The organism is Brevibacillus brevis, from assembly GCF_001039275.2.
Classification (GTDB): domain Bacteria; phylum Bacillota; class Bacilli; order Brevibacillales; family Brevibacillaceae; genus Brevibacillus; species Brevibacillus brevis_C.
This window is the reverse complement of sequence record NZ_CP030117.1, coordinates 3568382-3586939: the sequence shown is the minus strand read 5'-3', so window position 1 is coordinate 3586939 and position 18558 is coordinate 3568382. Positions and strand designations below refer to the sequence as shown.

General features: G+C 48.2%; 12 protein-coding genes. 11 read left to right on the top strand and 1 reads right to left on the bottom strand.

From position 1 onward, the window contains the following. The first annotated feature begins 35 nt into the window (after window positions 1-35). The 9 genes from AB432_RS17035 to AB432_RS16995 all read left to right on the top strand — a co-directional run bounded on the left by AB432_RS17035 (window position 36) and on the right by AB432_RS16995 (window position 13780). Window positions 36-1313 (top strand): MFS transporter, encoded by a 1278-nt coding sequence (locus tag AB432_RS17035; RefSeq protein ID WP_048033298.1) that lies wholly within the window; start codon window positions 36-38, stop codon window positions 1311-1313. Between the two features lie 86 nt (window positions 1314-1399). After that, window positions 1400-2605, top strand: coding sequence for an efflux RND transporter periplasmic adaptor subunit (locus AB432_RS17030; RefSeq protein WP_235617746.1), 1206 nt, complete (start codon window positions 1400-1402; stop codon window positions 2603-2605). Between the two features lie 3 nt (window positions 2606-2608). Continuing rightward, window positions 2609-5650, top strand: a complete 3042-nt coding sequence (locus AB432_RS17025; RefSeq protein ID WP_048033297.1) for an efflux RND transporter permease subunit — start codon at window positions 2609-2611, stop codon at window positions 5648-5650. 116 nt (window positions 5651-5766) lie between these two features. Continuing rightward, window positions 5767-6816: a Gfo/Idh/MocA family protein gene (locus AB432_RS17020; RefSeq protein WP_048033296.1), complete on the top strand. Its 1050-nt coding sequence runs from the start codon at window positions 5767-5769 to the stop codon at window positions 6814-6816. 41 nt (window positions 6817-6857) lie between these two features. Further along, window positions 6858-7061, top strand: a complete 204-nt coding sequence (locus AB432_RS17015; protein WP_026043127.1) for a hypothetical protein — start codon at window positions 6858-6860, stop codon at window positions 7059-7061. Window positions 7062-7191: 130 nt separating this feature from the next. After that, on the top strand, window positions 7192-7659 hold the full coding sequence (locus AB432_RS17010) for a MarR family transcriptional regulator (RefSeq protein WP_048033295.1): 468 nt from the start codon (window positions 7192-7194) through the stop codon (window positions 7657-7659). A gap of 86 nt (window positions 7660-7745) precedes the next feature. Then, window positions 7746-8930, top strand: a complete 1185-nt coding sequence (locus AB432_RS17005) for an MFS transporter (RefSeq protein ID WP_048033294.1) — start codon at window positions 7746-7748, stop codon at window positions 8928-8930. A 79-nt stretch (window positions 8931-9009) separates the two neighbouring features. Next, window positions 9010-11412: an AAA family ATPase gene (locus tag AB432_RS17000; protein ID WP_048033293.1), complete on the top strand. Its 2403-nt coding sequence runs from the start codon at window positions 9010-9012 to the stop codon at window positions 11410-11412. 94 nt (window positions 11413-11506) lie between these two features. Beyond that, complete coding sequence (locus tag AB432_RS16995; protein ID WP_048033292.1) at window positions 11507-13780, top strand: S8 family serine peptidase; 2274 nt, start codon at window positions 11507-11509, stop codon at window positions 13778-13780. Between the two features lie 51 nt (window positions 13781-13831). On the opposite strand, the gene AB432_RS16990 is transcribed toward AB432_RS16995, so the two are convergent. Then, entirely contained in the window at window positions 13832-15469 is a 1638-nt protein-coding gene (locus AB432_RS16990; protein ID WP_048033291.1) for a PucR family transcriptional regulator, read from the bottom strand. Window positions 15470-15601: 132 nt separating this feature from the next. On the opposite strand from AB432_RS16990, the gene AB432_RS16985 reads away from it, so the two are divergent. Continuing rightward, on the top strand, window positions 15602-17110 hold the full coding sequence (locus tag AB432_RS16985; RefSeq protein ID WP_048033290.1) for a CoA-acylating methylmalonate-semialdehyde dehydrogenase: 1509 nt from the start codon (window positions 15602-15604) through the stop codon (window positions 17108-17110). A gap of 31 nt (window positions 17111-17141) precedes the next feature. Further along, entirely contained in the window at window positions 17142-18506 is a 1365-nt protein-coding gene (locus AB432_RS16980; protein ID WP_048033289.1) for an aspartate aminotransferase family protein, read from the top strand. The last annotated feature ends 52 nt before the right edge of the window (window positions 18507-18558 follow it).

Below are 18558 nucleotides of genomic sequence, written 5' to 3'. Positions count from 1 at the left end.
GTCAGCTAGAGGGATTACTATTCAAGGAGGTTAAGATGGGCAAACAATCATATGGATTAAATATTTTTCTCTTTACTTTTACTCGTTTCATTACGGAATTAGGTAGTGGTGTCTACAAATTTGCTCTTGCCCTGTACATTGCGGATGTGACGGGTTCTTCCGCTGCATTTGCAACTGTTTTGGGCTTTTCGTACTTGCCAGGGGTGCTGATTAATATTTTTGCAGGCGCCTATATTGATAGACACAACAAGAAAACAATCATGGTTGTCACCGAGCTGCTAAGCGGTGCGCTAGTTCTCCTGTTTTTACTGTTTTTCCTTCAGTTTCCTACAAATCTATGGCTGTTTGTCGGATACGCCTTCGTGATCAGTACCATTCAGGCTTTTACGTATCTCGCTTTACAAGCATCGATTCCTGAGCTGGTAAACGAGGAAAGAGTAGGTAGTATGAACTCAATTTACCAAGCGATCAGCGCCATTCTCAATGTAGCGGGTCCTTTGGTAGGGGCGGTGGCCTACGGCTTGCTGGGGATGAAAATGATTTTGCTGATCGATGGTCTTTCTTTTATCGGAGCAGGGATCTTGCAGATGTTCCTCCGTTTCCGCAAGACCGAGGCAGTACAGGAGACAACGCAAAGCTATACAGACACAATCAAGGAAGTTTTCCAATATATCCGAGAACAGGTTGTCATCAAGTACTTGTTCCTGATTTTCCTTGTGCTCAACTTTATTTTCCCTCCGCTCATGTATGTGGGGCTGCTGCATATTGCCTACCGAGTTGAAAAAGTATCGATGGAGCAATTCTCCTTTATTCAGTCCTCCTGGTTTATCGGGATCATTATCGGAGCGGCTGTTGTCTCTATGAAAAAGGTGAGCAAATACGTTGAGAATAAAATCTTCCTTTTGATTCAACTGCAAGGGCTTCTCTTGCTGACGTGGGTATTCCCGATTTTTGTTCCGGAAACGAGTAATGCCTCTTGGATCATTACGGGCGTGTTTGTCGGGATTTTATTGGTCTCCGCGATCTTCAACTCCATGGGGAACATTCCGATCTTTACCTTTGTTCAATTGAACACGCCTGAGCATTTGCGTGCCAGCATGTTTGGAGTGGTCGGCACTTTTACCGGTGTGGCCGTACCGTTTGGGATCTGGTTGTACGGTATTTTACTGGAGGCCGTGGATTGGACGTATCTTGTGTTGGCGTCGGGTGCCATCATTTTTGTGATCGCCTTGATCGCTCATCTGAACAAGCAAGTGAGTCAATACTTTAAGAAAAAAGAAGAGCAGGTGGTAGCAACAGACAAGTCTGCTTGAGCAAGGTCAAGATAGAGAGAGAATATGATGTCAGCTTCATTCAAAAAGACAATGACAAAACTACTGGAGGACTCTACGTGAAGAGTATGCGCTATGTCGTTTTGACCGTTGTACTGATGTTCATCACGGGATGTGGAGTGGAAACGAAACAGGAAACGGAGCAAACCAAACAAAAGATCGTGCAGGTGCACACCGTAAAACAGACGGATTCCTTGCCGATACCACTTATTGCTTTCGTTGAATACAAACAGGAGAGCCATCTAGCCTTTGGAGCTTCTGGTACGATTGAACGAATGAACGTAACAAAAGGGGCAAAGGTGACACAGGGCCAGGTATTAAGTTCATTAAATACGAACTATTATCAAAAAGGGCTGGAAGCGGCACAAAGCCAGGTTCAAAGTGCATCTGCGTTGCGTTCAAAAACGTTGCAAGGAGCAAGCGCCGATCTCATCAGCAAGCAGCGCTTGGCAGTGGATAGCCAGGAAAAGCGCATGAAGGATGCGCAACGGAAATGGGAGACTGCCCAGGAGCTGTTTAAGGGCGGCGCTATTTCGCAGAGTGAGCTGGATAGTGCGCAGTCGGAAAAAGAGCAAATCGAGATTTCGCTACAAGAGGCGCGAATTACGTTGGATAAGCTGCTAAAGGGTGCGGAAGTCAACGAGATTGCCAGTGCCGATGCCGATTTGAAACAAGCGGCCAGTGAAGTAGAGCTCGCAAAGAAAACCCTTCAAGAAACGCAACTCGTCGCGCCATTTAGCGGTACGGTCATCGATGTTACCCAAAAGGCAGGCAGTCTTGCCCAACCAGGTGAAAGTATCATTCACCTGGTTGATAGCTCGGAAGTGAAGCTGAAGGTCGATGTCCCATTGGATGTGATGGAAAACTACAAACAAGGGGACACGGTGCCTGTGGCAGTAGAGGGAAAGGGCAAAAGTACAGGGACCATTACATTTATCTCGCCTGTACTTAACCAGGAAACGGGAAAGTATCTTGTAGAGTTAGCTGTTTCCAATAAAGACAACAAGTTGATTGAGGGCATGGTCGCGACTGTAGAGATGTCACGCAAAGTGAACGGAATGCTCGTACCCGTCCAAAGCGTGGGCATTAAAGAAACAAAGCGCTTCGTCATGGTTGTCGAGAATGGTGTGATCAAGAGACGCGACGTGGAAGTGGGACAAATTTTTGGAAATAACGTCGAGATTTTATCGGGCCTACAGTCAGGCAATCAAATTCTGATCTCCGGCATAACGTACTACGCCGAAGGTGAAGTCGTTACGGTGAAAGGGGAGTAACCGATGGACAAGGTCATTCTCTTTTTGCTGAAACGAAAAGTGATCCTCTATTTGTGCACATTCCTCATCGTGCTTACCGGAATCGGTGCTCTCTTTTCTTTCCACGTGGAGCTTGTACCGAAAACGAATTTGCCTTGGATTGAAGTGAATATTTCAGGAGGAGCACTGCCGCCTGAAGAGATGGTGGAAAAGGTCACGAAAAAAATAGAGCAGGAATTGAAATCTTTGGCTGGGATTAAAAACTTCTCATCGAAAACAGGGACGGGGTTTTCTGGCATCTCGATCCTTGCAGAGGATGGAGAAGGTGAAAAGGTCAAGCAAGAGACACAAAATATTGTGAATCGGCTCCGCAACGAGTTTCCCAAAGTAGTAGATACCGTAACCGTCACTCAAACGAATTTAGGTGATGAGGACTTAATCGACTACGCAATGGTGGGTGCCGATACACAGACCATGCTCACCTTGCTGAAGACGACCATTAAGGATCGAATAGAATCCGTCCCGGGTGTGAAGGAAGTGGTCGTATCCGAGGACGGTTTTGAAAATAAGGTTGCGATAACATTTCGTCCTGAACGGCTTACTGCCTATCGAACGACAGCAGCGGATGTTGTTGGTCAGCTACAGGGTGCCAATTGGAAAAAAGCCGTGGGGATGTTGGAGAATCCCGGTTTCGACACCGTTGTGATGATTGACAACAGCTTAAAAAATATAGAAGAATTCAAAGCTATTTTGATCAAGACACCCAAGGGCAAGGTTGCACTTGAACAATTGGCAACGGTGAGTGACTTGCGCGGAAGCGTGAAGGACGCTATTTCCATGACTGAAGGAAACCTCTTTGTGCAAATCAGTGTCAAGCGCGCTGCGGGGAGTGACCTGATCACTACACAGAAAAAAGTCGAGGAAGTTGTGAGGCAGATTAATGATGAGGCGGGCGGAAACTATGAGCTGAGAGTCATGTTTGAATCCGTCTCCTTTATTAAAAAAGCGATTACCAATTTGAGTCGAGATGTTGTCATCGGGGGAATATTGGCAATCCTCGTACTCTGGGTATTCCTGCGAAATTGGCGTGTGACGATGGTCATTGCAACGACGCTGCCACTCTCCATTCTGATGACTTTCATCGCTTTAAAAGCTGCCGGATACAACATTGACATGGTGGTATTGATATCACTGAGCTTGTCAATCGGATTGATTGTTGACGCCGCGATCGTTGTTCTGGAGAGTATTTATCATTTGAGAGAAAAGGGAATGCAGTTGAAACAGGCCATCGTTCAGGGCTCAAAAGAAGTCATTGCACCTGTTTTTGCATCCCAATTAACTTTGATTATCGTGTTTTTACCGCTTGTGGTCGCGGATTTTGAACAGTGGCTGAAGCCTATTCTTCATACCATTGCGTTTACCGTTACCTCTACGATTCTTGCGTCAACGATTGCAGCTTTTCTGTTTGTTCCGATTTTTTCCGAGCGTTTTCTTCAACATGATAAACAATTGCAGTCCTCTAGCGAAAAAGGCAAAAATGGGGCTGTTTCTCTCTTTCAGCGCTTACTGCTGTTAACCCTTCGTCATCGCGTTCTCACATTGCTGGTGGCTTTTGCGGTGTTTGTAGGGGCCTTGAGTCTCTTCCCATTGATTAAAATAGGAAATGGCTTGAATGCCAATGAGAATCAAATTTTTGCCACACTAACGATGCCCGATGGCACTAGTTTGGAACAGGCGCGAACAGCTGCAGTTGAAGCGGAAAAAGCGTTGAGAGAGTTGTCCGACGTGAATCAAGTCTTTTTTACGGCAAAGAAAGAGACAGTCGAGCTAAATATTACATTAGTGACCAAATCGCAACGAACGCAAGAAAAAGAAGAGTTTATGCAAGAAGTAAACGGACGCTTGAATGCGATTGACGGTGTGGAACAAACGAGCATGACATTTGGATTCTCAGGTAAATCGGCACCTATTGAGTTGCAGGTCGCGGGCGAGGATTTGGAGGTTTCCCGGACGATTTCCACAAAGGTAGAAGAAATGCTGGCGAGCATCCCTGGTGTAGTCAATATTCGGAATGACTTTGAAAGAGGGAAGGAAAAAGTAACGCTGACACCGAATCAGGAGGCAATGTCTCAATTACAGGTTGACTCAGATTCATTGGACAGCCAAATCAGCATGTTGCTTGGGGAGCAGCCCCTATCCACACTCAGTCAAAATGGGATCGAAACCTCGATTGTTGCCAGATTTCCAGAGACTTGGGTGACACATCCTGACCAACTCCAGCAGATTATGATCCGAACCGGAACAGGCTCACAGGTGCCGTTACACGAACTGGTTGATTTCCATTTCAGCAAATCTCCGATTACGATCAAACATGAAAAAGGAGAACAAATCATTACGGTATCAGCAGAACTGTTGGGTACGGATATTGGTACGGCGGGCAGACAAATCAATGACAAGCTGGGGACAGTGGAATTGCCTGCTGGTTACAAGATCGAGATCGCTGGCGATTTGAAGGAACAGAATAACACTCTTACGCAGGGAATCATCGTCCTGGTAGCGGTAATCTCCCTTATCTATGTGATTATGGTGGCGCAGTTCGGGAGGTTATCTCAGCCGTTTATTATCATGCTGTCATTGCCAATGGCCTTGGTGGGAGTCATTCTCGGATTCGTGGTCACGCAGCGAACCTTTGGTGAGATGGCGATGATTGGGCTCATCATGCTGGTAGGAATTGTTGTTTCCAATGCGATTCTGTTAATTGACAGAATCAATCTGCTCCGTTCACGGGGGATGGAATTGGAAGAAGCGATTGTACAGGGCACGAGAGATCGTGTTCGTCCGGTGATTATGACCAAGCTGACAGCGATACTCGGTATGCTGCCGATGGGACTCGCTGTTGCGGAAGGAGCGGAACTAGAGGCGCCGCTTGCTACCGGGGTAATTGCGGGGTTGATTTTTCACACGCTCGTAACGCTTGTATTGGTTCCCGTTCTTTATTCGATCTTTGAGGGGATTCGTGAAAAGCGATTAGCACGAAAAAAAGCGCATCACATTGCGGATTTGTAAAAAGGGAAACAGGGCACAGCGCTTCAACCAGCGTTGTGCCCTCTAACAACTTCATAGAGTGAATGACATTACGACAGGTGAGTCTGTAGAGTGTTCAACACAAAGGAGGAGCAATCATGAGCATAAAAGTAGGCATTATTGGCTGCGGGTCCATTGCAAACGAACGGCATGCGCCAGAGTATCACCATCATCCAAATGTCGAGCTTTTCCTTGTGTTTGACCCGAATCCAGATCGTGCGCAGAAGCTGGTTGCAAAGTATGGGGGCACGGTAGCGGCTAGCTGGCGAGAGGTTGTTCATCATCCTGAGATTCAAGCAATCAGCGACTGCTCGACGAACGAAATGCACCATATCATCACGACTGAGGCACTATTGGCTGGCAAACATGTCTTGTGTGAAAAGCCAATCGCGACGACGAGCGAAGGTGCAGAGGTTATGCTTGCGGCTGCCGAGGCTACGGGTGCGATTCTTATGATCGATCACAATCAGCGGCTGGTTATCGCCCATCAAAAAGCGCGTCAGATCATTGATTCAGGTGAGCTGGGGCGCACCTTATCCTTTAAAACAAGCTTCGGACATAAAGGGCCTGAGCATTGGAGTATTAACAAAACAAACGCCACATGGTTTTTTAAAAAGAATCGTTCTGCACTCGGTGTTGCCGGAGACTTGGGCATCCATAAAGTAGATCTGCTACGTTATTTGCTTCAGGATGAAATCGTGCAGGTCAGTGCCTTAACAGCTGTTTTGGACAAAAAAGACGAGGAAGGCCTACCAATCGAAGTATGCGATCATATGGTTTGCCTTTTACGAACAAAATCGGGTGCGGTGGGTACGGCTTCCTTTAGTTGGAGCTACTACGGTGAGGAGGACAACAGTACGATTCTGTACGGCGAGCGTGGAGTCATGAAGATTTTTGCTGATCCAGAAAAGGATATTGAGGTAATAACAGCTACGGGGGAAAGAAGAGTAGAGCGAACAGGAGCGATACAGACAAACGATCATCAGACAAATAGTGGGGTAATCGATGCCTTTGTAGACGCGATCCAAAATCAAACAACGCCAATCGTCACAGGAAAAGATGGGCTTATCGCTCTTTTGATTATCGAAGCTGCCATGGAGTCAGCTGCAACGGGAAAAACGATTTCTTTGCAACAAAATATTGGATGATTGCCATGTTGCTTGGTCACACTAAGGTAGGAGGTGTAACCATGGAACGAACCATTCAGGTCAATGGTGAGGATTATCATTTCGAGTCAACGTATGATGGGGATTCACAGTATAACGTACAAGTACGATGCGGCAAGAAAGTGGTATCGAGTTTCAAAATCTCGGCTGGATCGGAAAGTGAAGTGTTTGAGGCTGCTCGTGCTCATTTCAGTGCGGACAAGGAATTGGGCAATCTAAATGGATAGAGACTGGGCTCGGAACGCAGCTTGCGAATGCAGGGCTGCGGTTTTTTCTTGTGCAAAAGGAAATCCCATGGTAAGGTTATTTTGTTTCCATGGAAACAAATATCGAAATAGATGAGGAGCTGATGCTGCATTGGACGCTAAGAAGAAGCTTTGGAATCGATGGATCACCTTTCTACATAAACAGGAGGAGCGCAGCAAACTACGTGAAGAAATGCTATTGCGCCAGATCAGAATCAGCGTACCTGATTACGATAAAGTTGGAAGGTTATCCGTAACAGAGCTCCACGTCCTTCAAGAGGTAGGGAGGAAGGATCGAGTCAATGTTACGACAATTGCTCAGCATATTGGGGTAACAAAGAGTGCGATATCCAAAATAACAGTCAAACTTTTGAAGAAAGGATTACTCGAGCGCTATCAGCTCGAAGACAATCAGAAGGAAGTTTTTTTCAGGCTGACATCAGTAGGAGAAATGGTAAACGAGATTCACGAACACTACCATCAACGCCTGGAGAATGACGTATACCGATTCTTGGATAGATATACCCCCGCTGAATTGGCATTTTTGGAAGAGGTCATAAGAGAAGCAACAGAAGATTAGGGGAAACATACAATTGGTGTTCATTATTTTTTTTGCGAAAATTGTTTCCAAGGACACAATATTAACGAGATAAGAGGAGAGCAACCATGAATCCAAGAAAAGTACTGTACCTACTTGGGATAACGCTTATGCTGGGTATGTTCGCGCAAAATTTGTTCATGCCTATTTTACCAGCCATGCAAAAAGAGTTTCAGACGAGTGTAACCATGATCAACTGGACCGTTTCAATCTTTACCGTCATGCTGGCGATTATGCAAATCATCTACGGACCATTTATCGATCGGTTCGGCCGAAAGCGTGTCATGGTACCTGCCCTGATTCTATATACGATCGCGTCAATTGGATGTTATCTGGTCGATTCTATTTATGGGCTATTATTTTTCCGGGCTTTACAAGGGGCAGGGTTTGCTGCCATTCCGATCGTAGCCGCGACGATCATTGGAGACTTATTTACAGGAATCCAACGTGCATCTGCGATGGGGACTTATCAGATGCTGCTTGCGCTCAGTCCTGCACTTGGTCCACTGTTAGGTGGCTGGATTGGCGGCATCGGCGGACATTCTGCGGTCTTTTTGTTTTTGGCGATCTGCGCAGTCTTTCTCGTCGGCATCAATGCTGCACTGTTACCCGAAACGAAAAGGAATCAAGCTACATCATCAGGCGGTTTTACACTAGGGTCTTTCCGTTATATTTTGCTCCACCCAGTCGGTGCGTCTGTCATTTTAATCGGTTTTAGTCAAATGTACGCCTATTATTGCTTCCTGCTGTTTCTTCCTGTCCAATTGACGAACCAATACGCAGTCTCCGTTGAAATAATCGGATTGGTTTTCTTGCTCGTGTCAGTCGTTTTTATTATCAGTAGCAAGCTGTCTGCTGTATTGCAGAATCGATGGGGAGCACGTAAAACATTACTGGTGACGACCGGTTCAAATGCTTTGGCGATGCTTCTTTTTATGACTGCGGCTGATGTTTCTTTTCTCCTGCTTGTGGTATCAAGTACGCTGTTTGCCTTAACCTTGGGTGTAGGTATGCCTGCACATACGATTTTGCTATCCGAAGTATTTGAAGCGGAGCGTGCAACGTCCATTGGTGTGTACAATTTCATCCGCTATACGGGGATGGCTGCAGGTCCGGTTGTAGGCGCGATGCTGTTAGAATGGGGAGGGGTCTGGCTTGAATTTGGTATGGCTGGTATCCTCATTGCTTTGGCGACCTTGTTCACACGTCAAATGGTGAAAAGAACCGCAGCGAACATCCAAGGGGAGTTCTAATCTTCGGACAGACTTTTCATGTTCGGCTAAATATGCTACAACAGGGATGAAACAATGGAGCGGGAGGAGCAATCAAAAGATGCAGCATCAAGAAGAACGGGACCCGAGGGTACTGATTGCAGGTTTTAGTGAAAATCCGTCCAGTATCCAGTCACTATCCGAAGGCGAATGCCTGACATTCCTGCAAATGCTCGAACAGTATCGCCAAGAACATCCAGGCGAAGAGCTTGATTTGATGGAAGCGATGGTGTTGACGCGGATGTCTGCTTTGCGGATGCACAAAACAGGAGGCCATACGCTTGCAGCTGAATGGGTAGATCGTGCGCTTCAACTAGCCCCTGATTATCGCTATGCTGGAGAGATTAAGCTCGAGCTGTACTTTTCACAGTTGCGATCCCATGCCTTTCTCACTGGATTCAAGTCCGTGCGTGAAACGGATAACGTCGTCATGCGCAGGAGAACAGTTGAGGTGCTGGAAGAGCAGGCAACCAATGAGTTGGCTGAAATCACGAAGGGGCGCTCTCTCGCTGAAGAGACACTACAGGCAGCGCAAAAGTGGAACGATTCGGAGGCGGAAGCTACGGCTGCTGCCCTCGTGCTGTTATACACGGAACGACAAAATTTATTAGTACAATTGCAAGAACGTGTTCAAGCATATGGAGCGTCTTTATCCGGGGTCTTTTACTCCAGTGAAATGCTCGTCCAATTGCAAGAGACGATTCGCGCTTTAACGAACCAGCAAGAACAGAAGGAAAAGCTCCTGCCGCAAAGGAACGAAAGGGTAGAAGATCGCGAAAAAGCGCCTCAGCAAGATTTGAGTGCTTTAGAGCAATTGGAGCGGTTGATCGGCCTGGACGAGATCAAACATCGGGTTCGGCAGTTGGCCCAATTTCTGAAGTATCGCCAGCTTCGCGAAGAAAAGGGCTGGCATATGAAAGACCAGCTCCCCCTTCATCTCGTGCTGATGGGGAACCCAGGCACAGGGAAGACGACTTTGGCTCGCTTAATCGCCAAGCTGTATCAGGAGCTCGGGTTGTTGGCAAAAGGACAGCTCATCGAGGTGGATCGTTCGCAATTGGTCGGCGCTTACGTGGGACAGACAGAGCAGCGCGTCATGGAAGCGATCAAGCAGGCAGACGGTGGAGTTCTGTTTATCGATGAAGCATACAGCTTGAAGCGCCCAGATAGCTCCGGTAGTGATTACGGACAAGTGGCGATTGACACGCTTGTATCCGCTATGACGAGTGGCGAGTTTGCAGGACGCTTTGTTGTGATGCTTGCGGGCTATCCGGAAGAAATGCGTCATTTTTTGTACGCCAACCCTGGGCTGAATAGCCGTTTTCCAGAGACGGGCCACTTTTTACTGCCGGACTATCAAGCGGACGAACTGGTGCATATCGCAGAAGAAGTAGCCGTACGGAACGATTTTACGCTGACAGAGGCGGCAAAAGTTACGCTGCGTCAGCGCATTGAAAAAGCGCAAGTAGACGAGACGTTTGGTAATGCACGGGCAGTTACAAATATCGTGCTCGATGCGATCTTTGCCAAAGGACGCCAGACAGACGGTAAGGAACTGAAATGGGATGACTTTACGATACTGAAACCAGAGGATGTCCGTGTCTTTGATCCACCGCAAAAAGAAAGCAATGCAGAAGCGCGACTGCAAGCCTTGATTGGTCTTGCTCAAGTGAAAACGGAGCTGAAAAAAATCGCGGCGTATGTGTCCGTCCAGCAAGAACGCGCAGCAAGAGGTCTGCCGAAAAGTCCGATTGAGCTGCATGCCGTCTTTACTGGAAATCCAGGCACAGGGAAGACGACGGTTGCCCAGTTGTATGCACAGATTTTGCAAGAAATCGGCTATTTGAAACGCGGTCATCTTGTTACGGCGAGTAGAGCCGATTTGGTAGCGGGGTATGTCGGTCAGACCGCAGCGCTTACACGCAGAAAAGTTCGAGAAGCATTGGGCGGCGTCTTGTTTATCGATGAGGCGTATTCGCTGCTCGGCGGGGGAGAGCGGGATTTTGGGCAGGAAGCCGTTGACACGCTCGTAGAAGAGATGACCAAACACGAAGAGAATCTGGTCGTGGTCCTCGCAGGCTACCCACTCGAAATGAATTCATTATTGATGAGCAACCCTGGCCTTTTATCGCGGTTTAAAAAATATATTGCGTTCCCCGACTACACCGTGAAGGAACTCGTGCACATTCTTGAACAGGCTGCATGTGACGTAGGGTATGCTATTGAGAAGAACGTGCTGGAAATGATCTCACAGTCTTTGGATAAAGCAGTCAGTGATCATCGATTGAATGGCAATGGCCGTTTTAGCCATAACCTATTGCAAGAGGCGATCCAAAACCAGGCCGTGCGACTGATGGATATTCCGAAGCAGGAATGGAATCAGGAAATGCTGATGCAGTTGGCATGGGCCGATTTTCAACCCCTATTACAGTGGACGGTAGAAGAGGATGGGACAAAAAATTAGTTTTTGTCCCGTGTCTATGCCTTCTTACTCTTTTGAGAATTCACCCTTTCTCTTATAATGGATAGAAATGGATTCATAATGCCATGGGGGAAGGGTGTTTGCTTTGCGAAAAAAATGGCAGGCAGCTTTATGCACGACACTTGTTCTGACGCTTTCACTGGAGGGCATTCCGGCGGATGCCAAGCAAGAGGGAGAGCGTCGGGGCAATATCCAGATCGAAGCGGATAAAGGTCTTGCACTGGACAAGCTTACGTCGAAAAAGAGAGAGTCTGAGCTCGTCGTTATTCAGTTAACCGGTCCTGTTCGTGAGGAGTGGAAAGAAGAACTGGAAGATATCGGCGTCACGCTTGGTGATTACATACCAGATTATGCATTCATCGCGAAAGTCGAAGATGAACAGCTAAGAAGGGAAGTCGAGGAGCTTTCCTTTGTCGAAGATGTTATGGCCTTTACTCCGAAGTCCAAGGTATCGTCCGAGCTTCGCTTTGAAGGAGGAAACAGAGAGCGGGTCGAGGTTGCCGTCATCGGTTTCAACCAACGGGTGGATATGTATCGAGCGATGACGGAAATGACGGAGGATCAAGATATACGAGACATTCAATCGCCAGAGGATGCTCCGCATATATCAATCGCGAAGATGGATCAGGAAACGATTGAACAAGTGATCGAATCAGATGATGTCATTGCAGTTGTCCCCGTGCCAGAAAACAAGCTGCGCAATGATGTGGCAGCTACCATCATTCATTCGGACAAGCTGGCCTCGACAGGGTACACAGGCAAGGGACAAATTGTTGGCGTAGCCGATACCGGACTTGATACAGGGAAGCTTCAAGCGATGCATCCAGATTTTAAAGGCCAGATTGAGAAGCTCATTTCTCTTGGGCGACCGAATGATGCAAGTGATGTTCACGGTCATGGTACACATGTAGCCGGTTCCATTGTGGGCACAGGAGAAGCATCAGATGGACAGTATAAAGGAACAGCACCGGGAGCGAAGCTCGTTTTTCATTCCATCGAGACCGCAAAAGGGAAGCTCAACACGGATGTCGAGACTATTTTGCAGGAAGCATACGAAGAGGGAGCCCGCATTCACTCCAATTCATGGGGGACGAATGATAAGGGAGCGTACAGCCTATCATCACTTCTGTTTGATCGCTTTTTATGGGAGCATCCAGATATGACGGTGCTGATTGCGGCTGGAAACGATGGCGAGAAAGGCTATAAAACGGTTGGGAGCCCAGCCACTGCTAAAAACGTTATCGCCGTTGGCGCTACGGAAAATGTTCGACCCAACTTGGGGAAGAGCTCTGATAAAGCGGACGATGTGTGGGTATCGAGCAGTCGCGGCTTAACGGACGACGGACGTTTGAAGCCTGATATTGTCGCGCCTGGTACAGCGATCTTGTCTACGCGCTCTTCACTGGCACCGAGCAAAAATTTCTATAAGCGTTTCAATGAGCATTACGCATATATGAACGGGACGAGCATGGCTACGCCGATTTTAGCGGGCGGTGTGGCACAAATCCGGGAATTTTTGCAGGAAGAAGGGGAAAAAAATCCGAGTGGTGCATTAGTAAAAGCCATGCTGTTGACGAGTGCAGACAACTTGGATGAAGACATGCGAGAGCAAGGCTTCGGACGAGCCAATCTGGAGCATGCGATTGAGACGGACTACAAGGACGAGAAGGATGGCATTCGCACGCGTGAAAAAGTCACGTATAAGGTCAAGGTCTCGGATGATTCCAAGCCTTTGGCAATTACGCTTGCGTGGACAGATTATCCCGCTGCCATTGTCGCAAAGCGTGCGCTCGTCAACGACTTGAATCTGAAGGTGACGACACCAAGTGGAGAAAAGCTGAACGGCAACGACTTTTTTGAGGCCCCGTACAACGACGAAGTGGACAACCTTAACAACGTCGAGCAGGTATGGATTACCGAGCCGGAAGAGGGAACCTATACCGTGACGGTCGAAGGCTATAACATCCCGAAAGGACCTCAGCCGTATGCGCTAGCGACAACGGGAAAATGGCAAAAGGCCGATGACGAGGAAGAGGAAAAGCCGCCAGTTGTAGACAAAGAACCTGCGCGAACAGGGAAACTGACGAAAAAGCAGAAAAGCATGGAGTATTTGATCCGTGTTAATGAACCTGGTGATTTGGAATTGTCCGTAGAGTGGGAAGAGGATGCCAATATTGATTTGTACGTGTATAACAGTCGTTCACAAGAGCTTGCTGCTGCAACAAGCACCGACAATCCGGAACAACTAACGGTGAATCTTGAAAAATCCGGTCTGTACAATATTCGCGTTGTGTTGACGGATGGAAAAGAAGCGAAGTATCGCCTATATATGAAAAAGCCAGGAAAATAAATAACAGACACAACCTTCATCTTTTGATCGGATGAAAGGTTGTGTCTTTTTTTACTGATGCTGCTCTTCTTTGCTTAACCAGTCCCGCGCTCGCAGGGCGATTTCCAGACAAATCCTGTTTTGCGTTGCCGTGTAATCCTCACCGAGAATTTCTTCGATTTTTTCCAAGCGATGATAGAGCGTTTGACGATGAATGAACAGTTTTTCCGCAGCCTCCTGCTTAGACAGGCTAACATCAAAATAGACACGCAGCGTGTGTACGAGCGAGGAGCCGTGTGCTTGGTCATGGGCTAACAGTGGGCCGAGGTAATCGCTTATAAAGGTCTTTAGCACTGGCTCACTAGGTACGTGGAACAGGAGTCGGAATAATCCGAGATCAGCGAAAAACGGACTGGATGATTCCTGATAAAAAGCCAGGGCCTGTTCCGCCTCTGCGAGGTGTCGTCCAGCGTCAGACAACCGTTTCCCGGCTCGACTGATGCCCATCCAGAGTTGAACATCCGCCCCTAGCATTTGTGTCATGATTCTTTTGACATCACGAAAGGCTTTTTCCAGGGTACGACGGGAATCTGAAAGCGGACGCTGCTCGATCAGTAAAAAGTAAAAGCGATGGCCCTTGCAACGTATGAAAGGACGAAAGTGATGACGAGTCAATAGGGAACGGAAGATAGCCGTCAGATCGTGCGGCGGAAGGGAATCCTCGGCCAAGTTCTTCGGCTTCTCAAACGATAAAATAATCATGTGATAGGCCGAGGCTTTACTGCTGCCCGTGATACCGAGCAAGGAACGCATTTGTTCCTCCGGTATGGTGCGGTTGGCAATCAAATCATCAAACAGCCGGTTTTCGGTAGCAAGTGCCTGTTCCTCCACAAACATTTTTCGCATTAAAATTTGAGCCATCGCGCTGACTGTATTGTCTAAGGTTAGGAGCAAATACTCATCCGGACTTCGTTCATACAAGACAATACCGACATAAGCGAGCACGTGACCCATCGCCATCACTGGTTGATAAGCAAGCTGCCTGGTCGCAGAGAGAGAAAGGAAGCGGACGCCAGCTTCACTACTATCCAATTCGGAAAAATGAGACCGCATCAAATCGCTCATCTCCACTGCAACATCATGCGGTACCACCGGGGCAAATTGTGTGGAGCCATCTGGTGCGTAATAGAAGACCTGCATCTGAACCGCCACCTGAAAATGCTGTAATAGCTTGGGGACGCCAGCTGCCTGCAGGCTGAGCTGTTGCAAACTGCGAGAGTATGCTTCGAGATTGCGAAGCGCTTGCATCTGCGCATGGATCAAATGCTCGTGCAAATCTTGCGTGATGTCCACAAAGCGCACAGGCTGATGAAAGACGAGCAACGGAAACTGGTGGTGGTTCGCCAACTCAAGCATATCCTCAGGGATGGAGGGGATGTAACGTCCCAGCTCGATGCACAGTCCAACTGCTTTTCGCCGAATGAGCTCTGATAAATATGCAAGTCGCTTTTCCTTTTCTTCTCCAAATCCTAGCCCGGTTGATAGGATCAGCTCGCCGCCATTTAAAAACTGTCCCGTATCGGCAGTCTCCAAGACGTGAACCCAGCGAACAGGAAGGGACAGCCCGCGATGACCCGCCACCACTTGGGCATGTTGAAACAATGGTCGCTTGATGATTTCTGTAAGGGTCAGACGCAAATCGTTACTCATTAGGTTCACCTCTTCCGTTTACACTCTGTATGATTAACCCTACGTAATGCGTTACGCTTTGTCTAGTGCTGACAGGTATTATTTTTGGATAAAATGGAATTGTCAATCAATTGAACGTGAGGAGTTGAAGGGATGAACACAGCTATCGTTGGAAATCCGTTGAAAAACTACATCGGGGGGCAGTGGGTAGATTCACTGACAACACGTTTTGAGGATGTACCCAATCCGGCAACAGGAGAATTGTTATCGCGTGTGCCACTGTCAACGAAAGAAGATGTGGACAAGGCTGTTGCTGCCGCGAAGGAAGCGTATGTGAGCTGGAGTGCTACCCCTGTCGGGGATCGTGCGCGCATTATGTTTCGTTTTCATAGTCTTCTCCTCAAGCACGAGGACGAACTTGCCCGGATGATCACCATGGAGAACGGCAAAAATCTGCCTGAGGCACAGGCTGAGCTATTGCGTGGGCTGGAAATGGTAGAGTTCGCTTGTGGGATGCCAACACTAATGATGGGAGAAACATTGCCCAATATCGCAAACAGCATCGACAGTCAGGTGATCCGTTTTCCGCTGGGGGTAGTGGGCGGGATTACTCCCTTTAACTTCCCGGTGATGGTTCCGATGTGGATGTACCCGATTGCGATTACCGCAGGAAATACGTTTGTCCTGAAGCCCTCGGAGCGTACGCCGCTGTCTTCAATTCGGATTGCTGAACTACTCAAGGAAGCAGGGCTGCCAGACGGTGTATTTAACGTCGTAAACGGAGCGCATGATGTCGTCAATGGTCTGTTGGAGCATCCGGATGTAAAAGCGATATCATTCGTCGGCTCGCAGCCAGTTGCGGAATATGTGTACAAGACAGCGGCGGCGAACGGAAAGCGTGTGCAAGCACTGGCTGGCGCGAAAAATCACCATTTGGTCATGCCTGATACGGATTTGAAGCGCGCGGCAAAAACAATCACGAGCTCGGCATTCGGCTGTGCAGGAGAGCGGTGTATGGCAGCCAGCGCTGTCGTAGCTGTTGAAGAGATTGCCGATGAGCTGATCGCGCATCTGATCGAGGAAGCCAGTGCTCTTGCAATGGGGAATGGTTTGGAGGAGGGCATCGATCTCGGGCCAGTCATCCGTGATTCTCACTTGTCCAAAGTCCATGACTATATCGAAAAAGGTGTCGCGTCTGGTGCCGCGTTGGTTCGCGATGGTCGCGAGGACGCGAAAAAGCTGCCGGATGGATACTTCCTCGGGCCTACGATTTTTGACAAGGCAGATGCCGAGATGGTCATTGTTCGCGACGAGATTTTTGCGCCTGTTCTGAGTGTCATGCGTGTAAAAGACTTTGAAGAGGGCTTGGAGACGATCAGCCGCTCGCGTTTTGGCAATGGGGCGACCATCTATACGAACAACGGAAAATGGGGAAGAGAATTCGTTCAGCAGGTGGAAGCGGGAATGGTCGGTGTCAATGTAGGGGTGCCTGCTCCGATGGGCTTCTTTGCATTCTCAGGCTGGAAGCAGTCCTTTTACGGTGATTTGCATGCAAATGGAAAAGATGGCGTTCTCTTTTTCACGAAGAAAAAAACGGTCACATCCAGATGGTTCGAAGATGGCGATACCAGCATTGGCTCGCAAAAAGTTTTTGTTAAGTAACCTCTAACGAAAAAATAAGGAGGATTGCGCGATGGAGCAAGGACAAGTAACGAAAGATTTTGATAAAGAGCGCTTGCTGGATGCCGACCGTTCGCATATGTGGCACCATATGTCCCCCTACAACCCCAATCCGATGATCGTAACGGAAGCGAGCGGATCGTGGATCACCGATATCGACGGGAACCGATATCTGGATGGGATGTCTGGCTTGTGGTGCGTCAACGTTGGCTATGGTCGACAGGAGCTAGCAGACGCCGCTTATGAGCAGTTGAAGCAATTGGCTTATTTTCCACTCACACAAAGCCATGTACCCGCTATTCGTCTATCCGAGAAGATTAGCGAATGGCTTGGGGAGGAGTATCGCGTTTTCTTTTCTAACAGTGGCTCGGAAGCGAACGAGGTCGCATTCAAGATTGCCCGTCAATATCATCACCAGAACGGGGAGTCGGGCCGTTACAAATTCATTTCGCGACATCGGGCTTACCACGGAAATACGATGGGGGCTCTCGCTGCAACTGGTCAATCCATACGCAAGGAAAAATACGAGCCATTAGCGCCTGGCTTCCTTCATGTACCGCCGCCTTACTGTTATCGCTGTCCGGCTGGAAAAACATACGGCAAATGTAATCTGGAGTGCGCCCAATATTACGATCAAGTGATCAATTGGGAAGGTGAAAAGACAGTAGCAGCGGTCATCATGGAGCCGACCATTACAGGGGGAGGCGTTCTTGTTCCTTCGCCGGAATACATGCCAAAAGTGCGGGAAATCTGCGATAAGTACGGTGTGTTGATGATCGTAGACGAGGTCATCTGCGGATTCGGTCGCTCCGGTCAAAAGTTCGGCCACCAAAACTTCGGAATCAAGCCAGACATCGTGACTATGGCCAAAGGGATTACAAGCGCCTACCTGCCACTTTCTGCAACGGCTGTGCGGGCAGAAATTGCAGACAAATTTAATGAGCAGGGGAATAATCTGCATTTCCGTCATGTCAATACGTTCGGCGGCAATCCGGCGGCATGCGCGCTTGCCCTGAAAAATCTCGAAATTTTAGAAGAGGAAAAACTGGTGGAGAGAGCGGAGGAACTCGGTGCAGAATTGCGTGCCAAGCTGGCGTTTCTCGCAGATCATCCTTACGTTGGAGACATTCGCAGCTTCGGCTTCCTGATGGGGATCGAGATGGTTGAGGATCGCAAAACAAAGGAACCTGCGGCGCCAGCGAAATTAACACAGGTGATTGCTGAGTGCAAGAAGCGTGGGCTAATCATCGGACGCAATGGCGACACCATTCCAAGCTTCAATAATGTGCTGACACTGTCGCCACCGTTTACCACGACGAGCGATGATATCGATTTTATTGCGCAGGTAATGAGGGAAGCCTTTGATACGTTGGAGTAGGGGTAGCTTGGACGAAAAGACGAATAGATGAAAGCAGCGGCAGACTAGGAGA

What these genes read in the sequence shown, in the direction of transcription:
- AB432_RS17035 (WP_048033298.1), top strand. Translation starts at nt 36, where the DNA reads ATGGGCAAACAATCATATGGATTAAATATTTTTCTCTTTACTTTTACT.
- AB432_RS17030 (WP_235617746.1), top strand. Translation starts at nt 1,400, where the DNA reads ATGCGCTATGTCGTTTTGACCGTTGTACTGATGTTCATCACGGGATGT.
- AB432_RS17025 (WP_048033297.1), top strand. Translation starts at nt 2,609, where the DNA reads ATGGACAAGGTCATTCTCTTTTTGCTGAAACGAAAAGTGATCCTCTAT.
- AB432_RS17020 (WP_048033296.1), top strand. Translation starts at nt 5,767, where the DNA reads ATGAGCATAAAAGTAGGCATTATTGGCTGCGGGTCCATTGCAAACGAA.
- AB432_RS17015 (WP_026043127.1), top strand. Translation starts at nt 6,858, where the DNA reads ATGGAACGAACCATTCAGGTCAATGGTGAGGATTATCATTTCGAGTCA.
- AB432_RS17005 (WP_048033294.1), top strand. Translation starts at nt 7,746, where the DNA reads ATGAATCCAAGAAAAGTACTGTACCTACTTGGGATAACGCTTATGCTG.
- AB432_RS17000 (WP_048033293.1), top strand. Translation starts at nt 9,010, where the DNA reads ATGCAGCATCAAGAAGAACGGGACCCGAGGGTACTGATTGCAGGTTTT.
- AB432_RS16990 (WP_048033291.1), bottom strand. Translation starts at nt 15,469, where the DNA reads ATGAGTAACGATTTGCGTCTGACCCTTACAGAAATCATCAAGCGACCA.
- AB432_RS16985 (WP_048033290.1), top strand. Translation starts at nt 15,602, where the DNA reads ATGAACACAGCTATCGTTGGAAATCCGTTGAAAAACTACATCGGGGGG.
- AB432_RS16980 (WP_048033289.1), top strand. Translation starts at nt 17,142, where the DNA reads ATGGAGCAAGGACAAGTAACGAAAGATTTTGATAAAGAGCGCTTGCTG.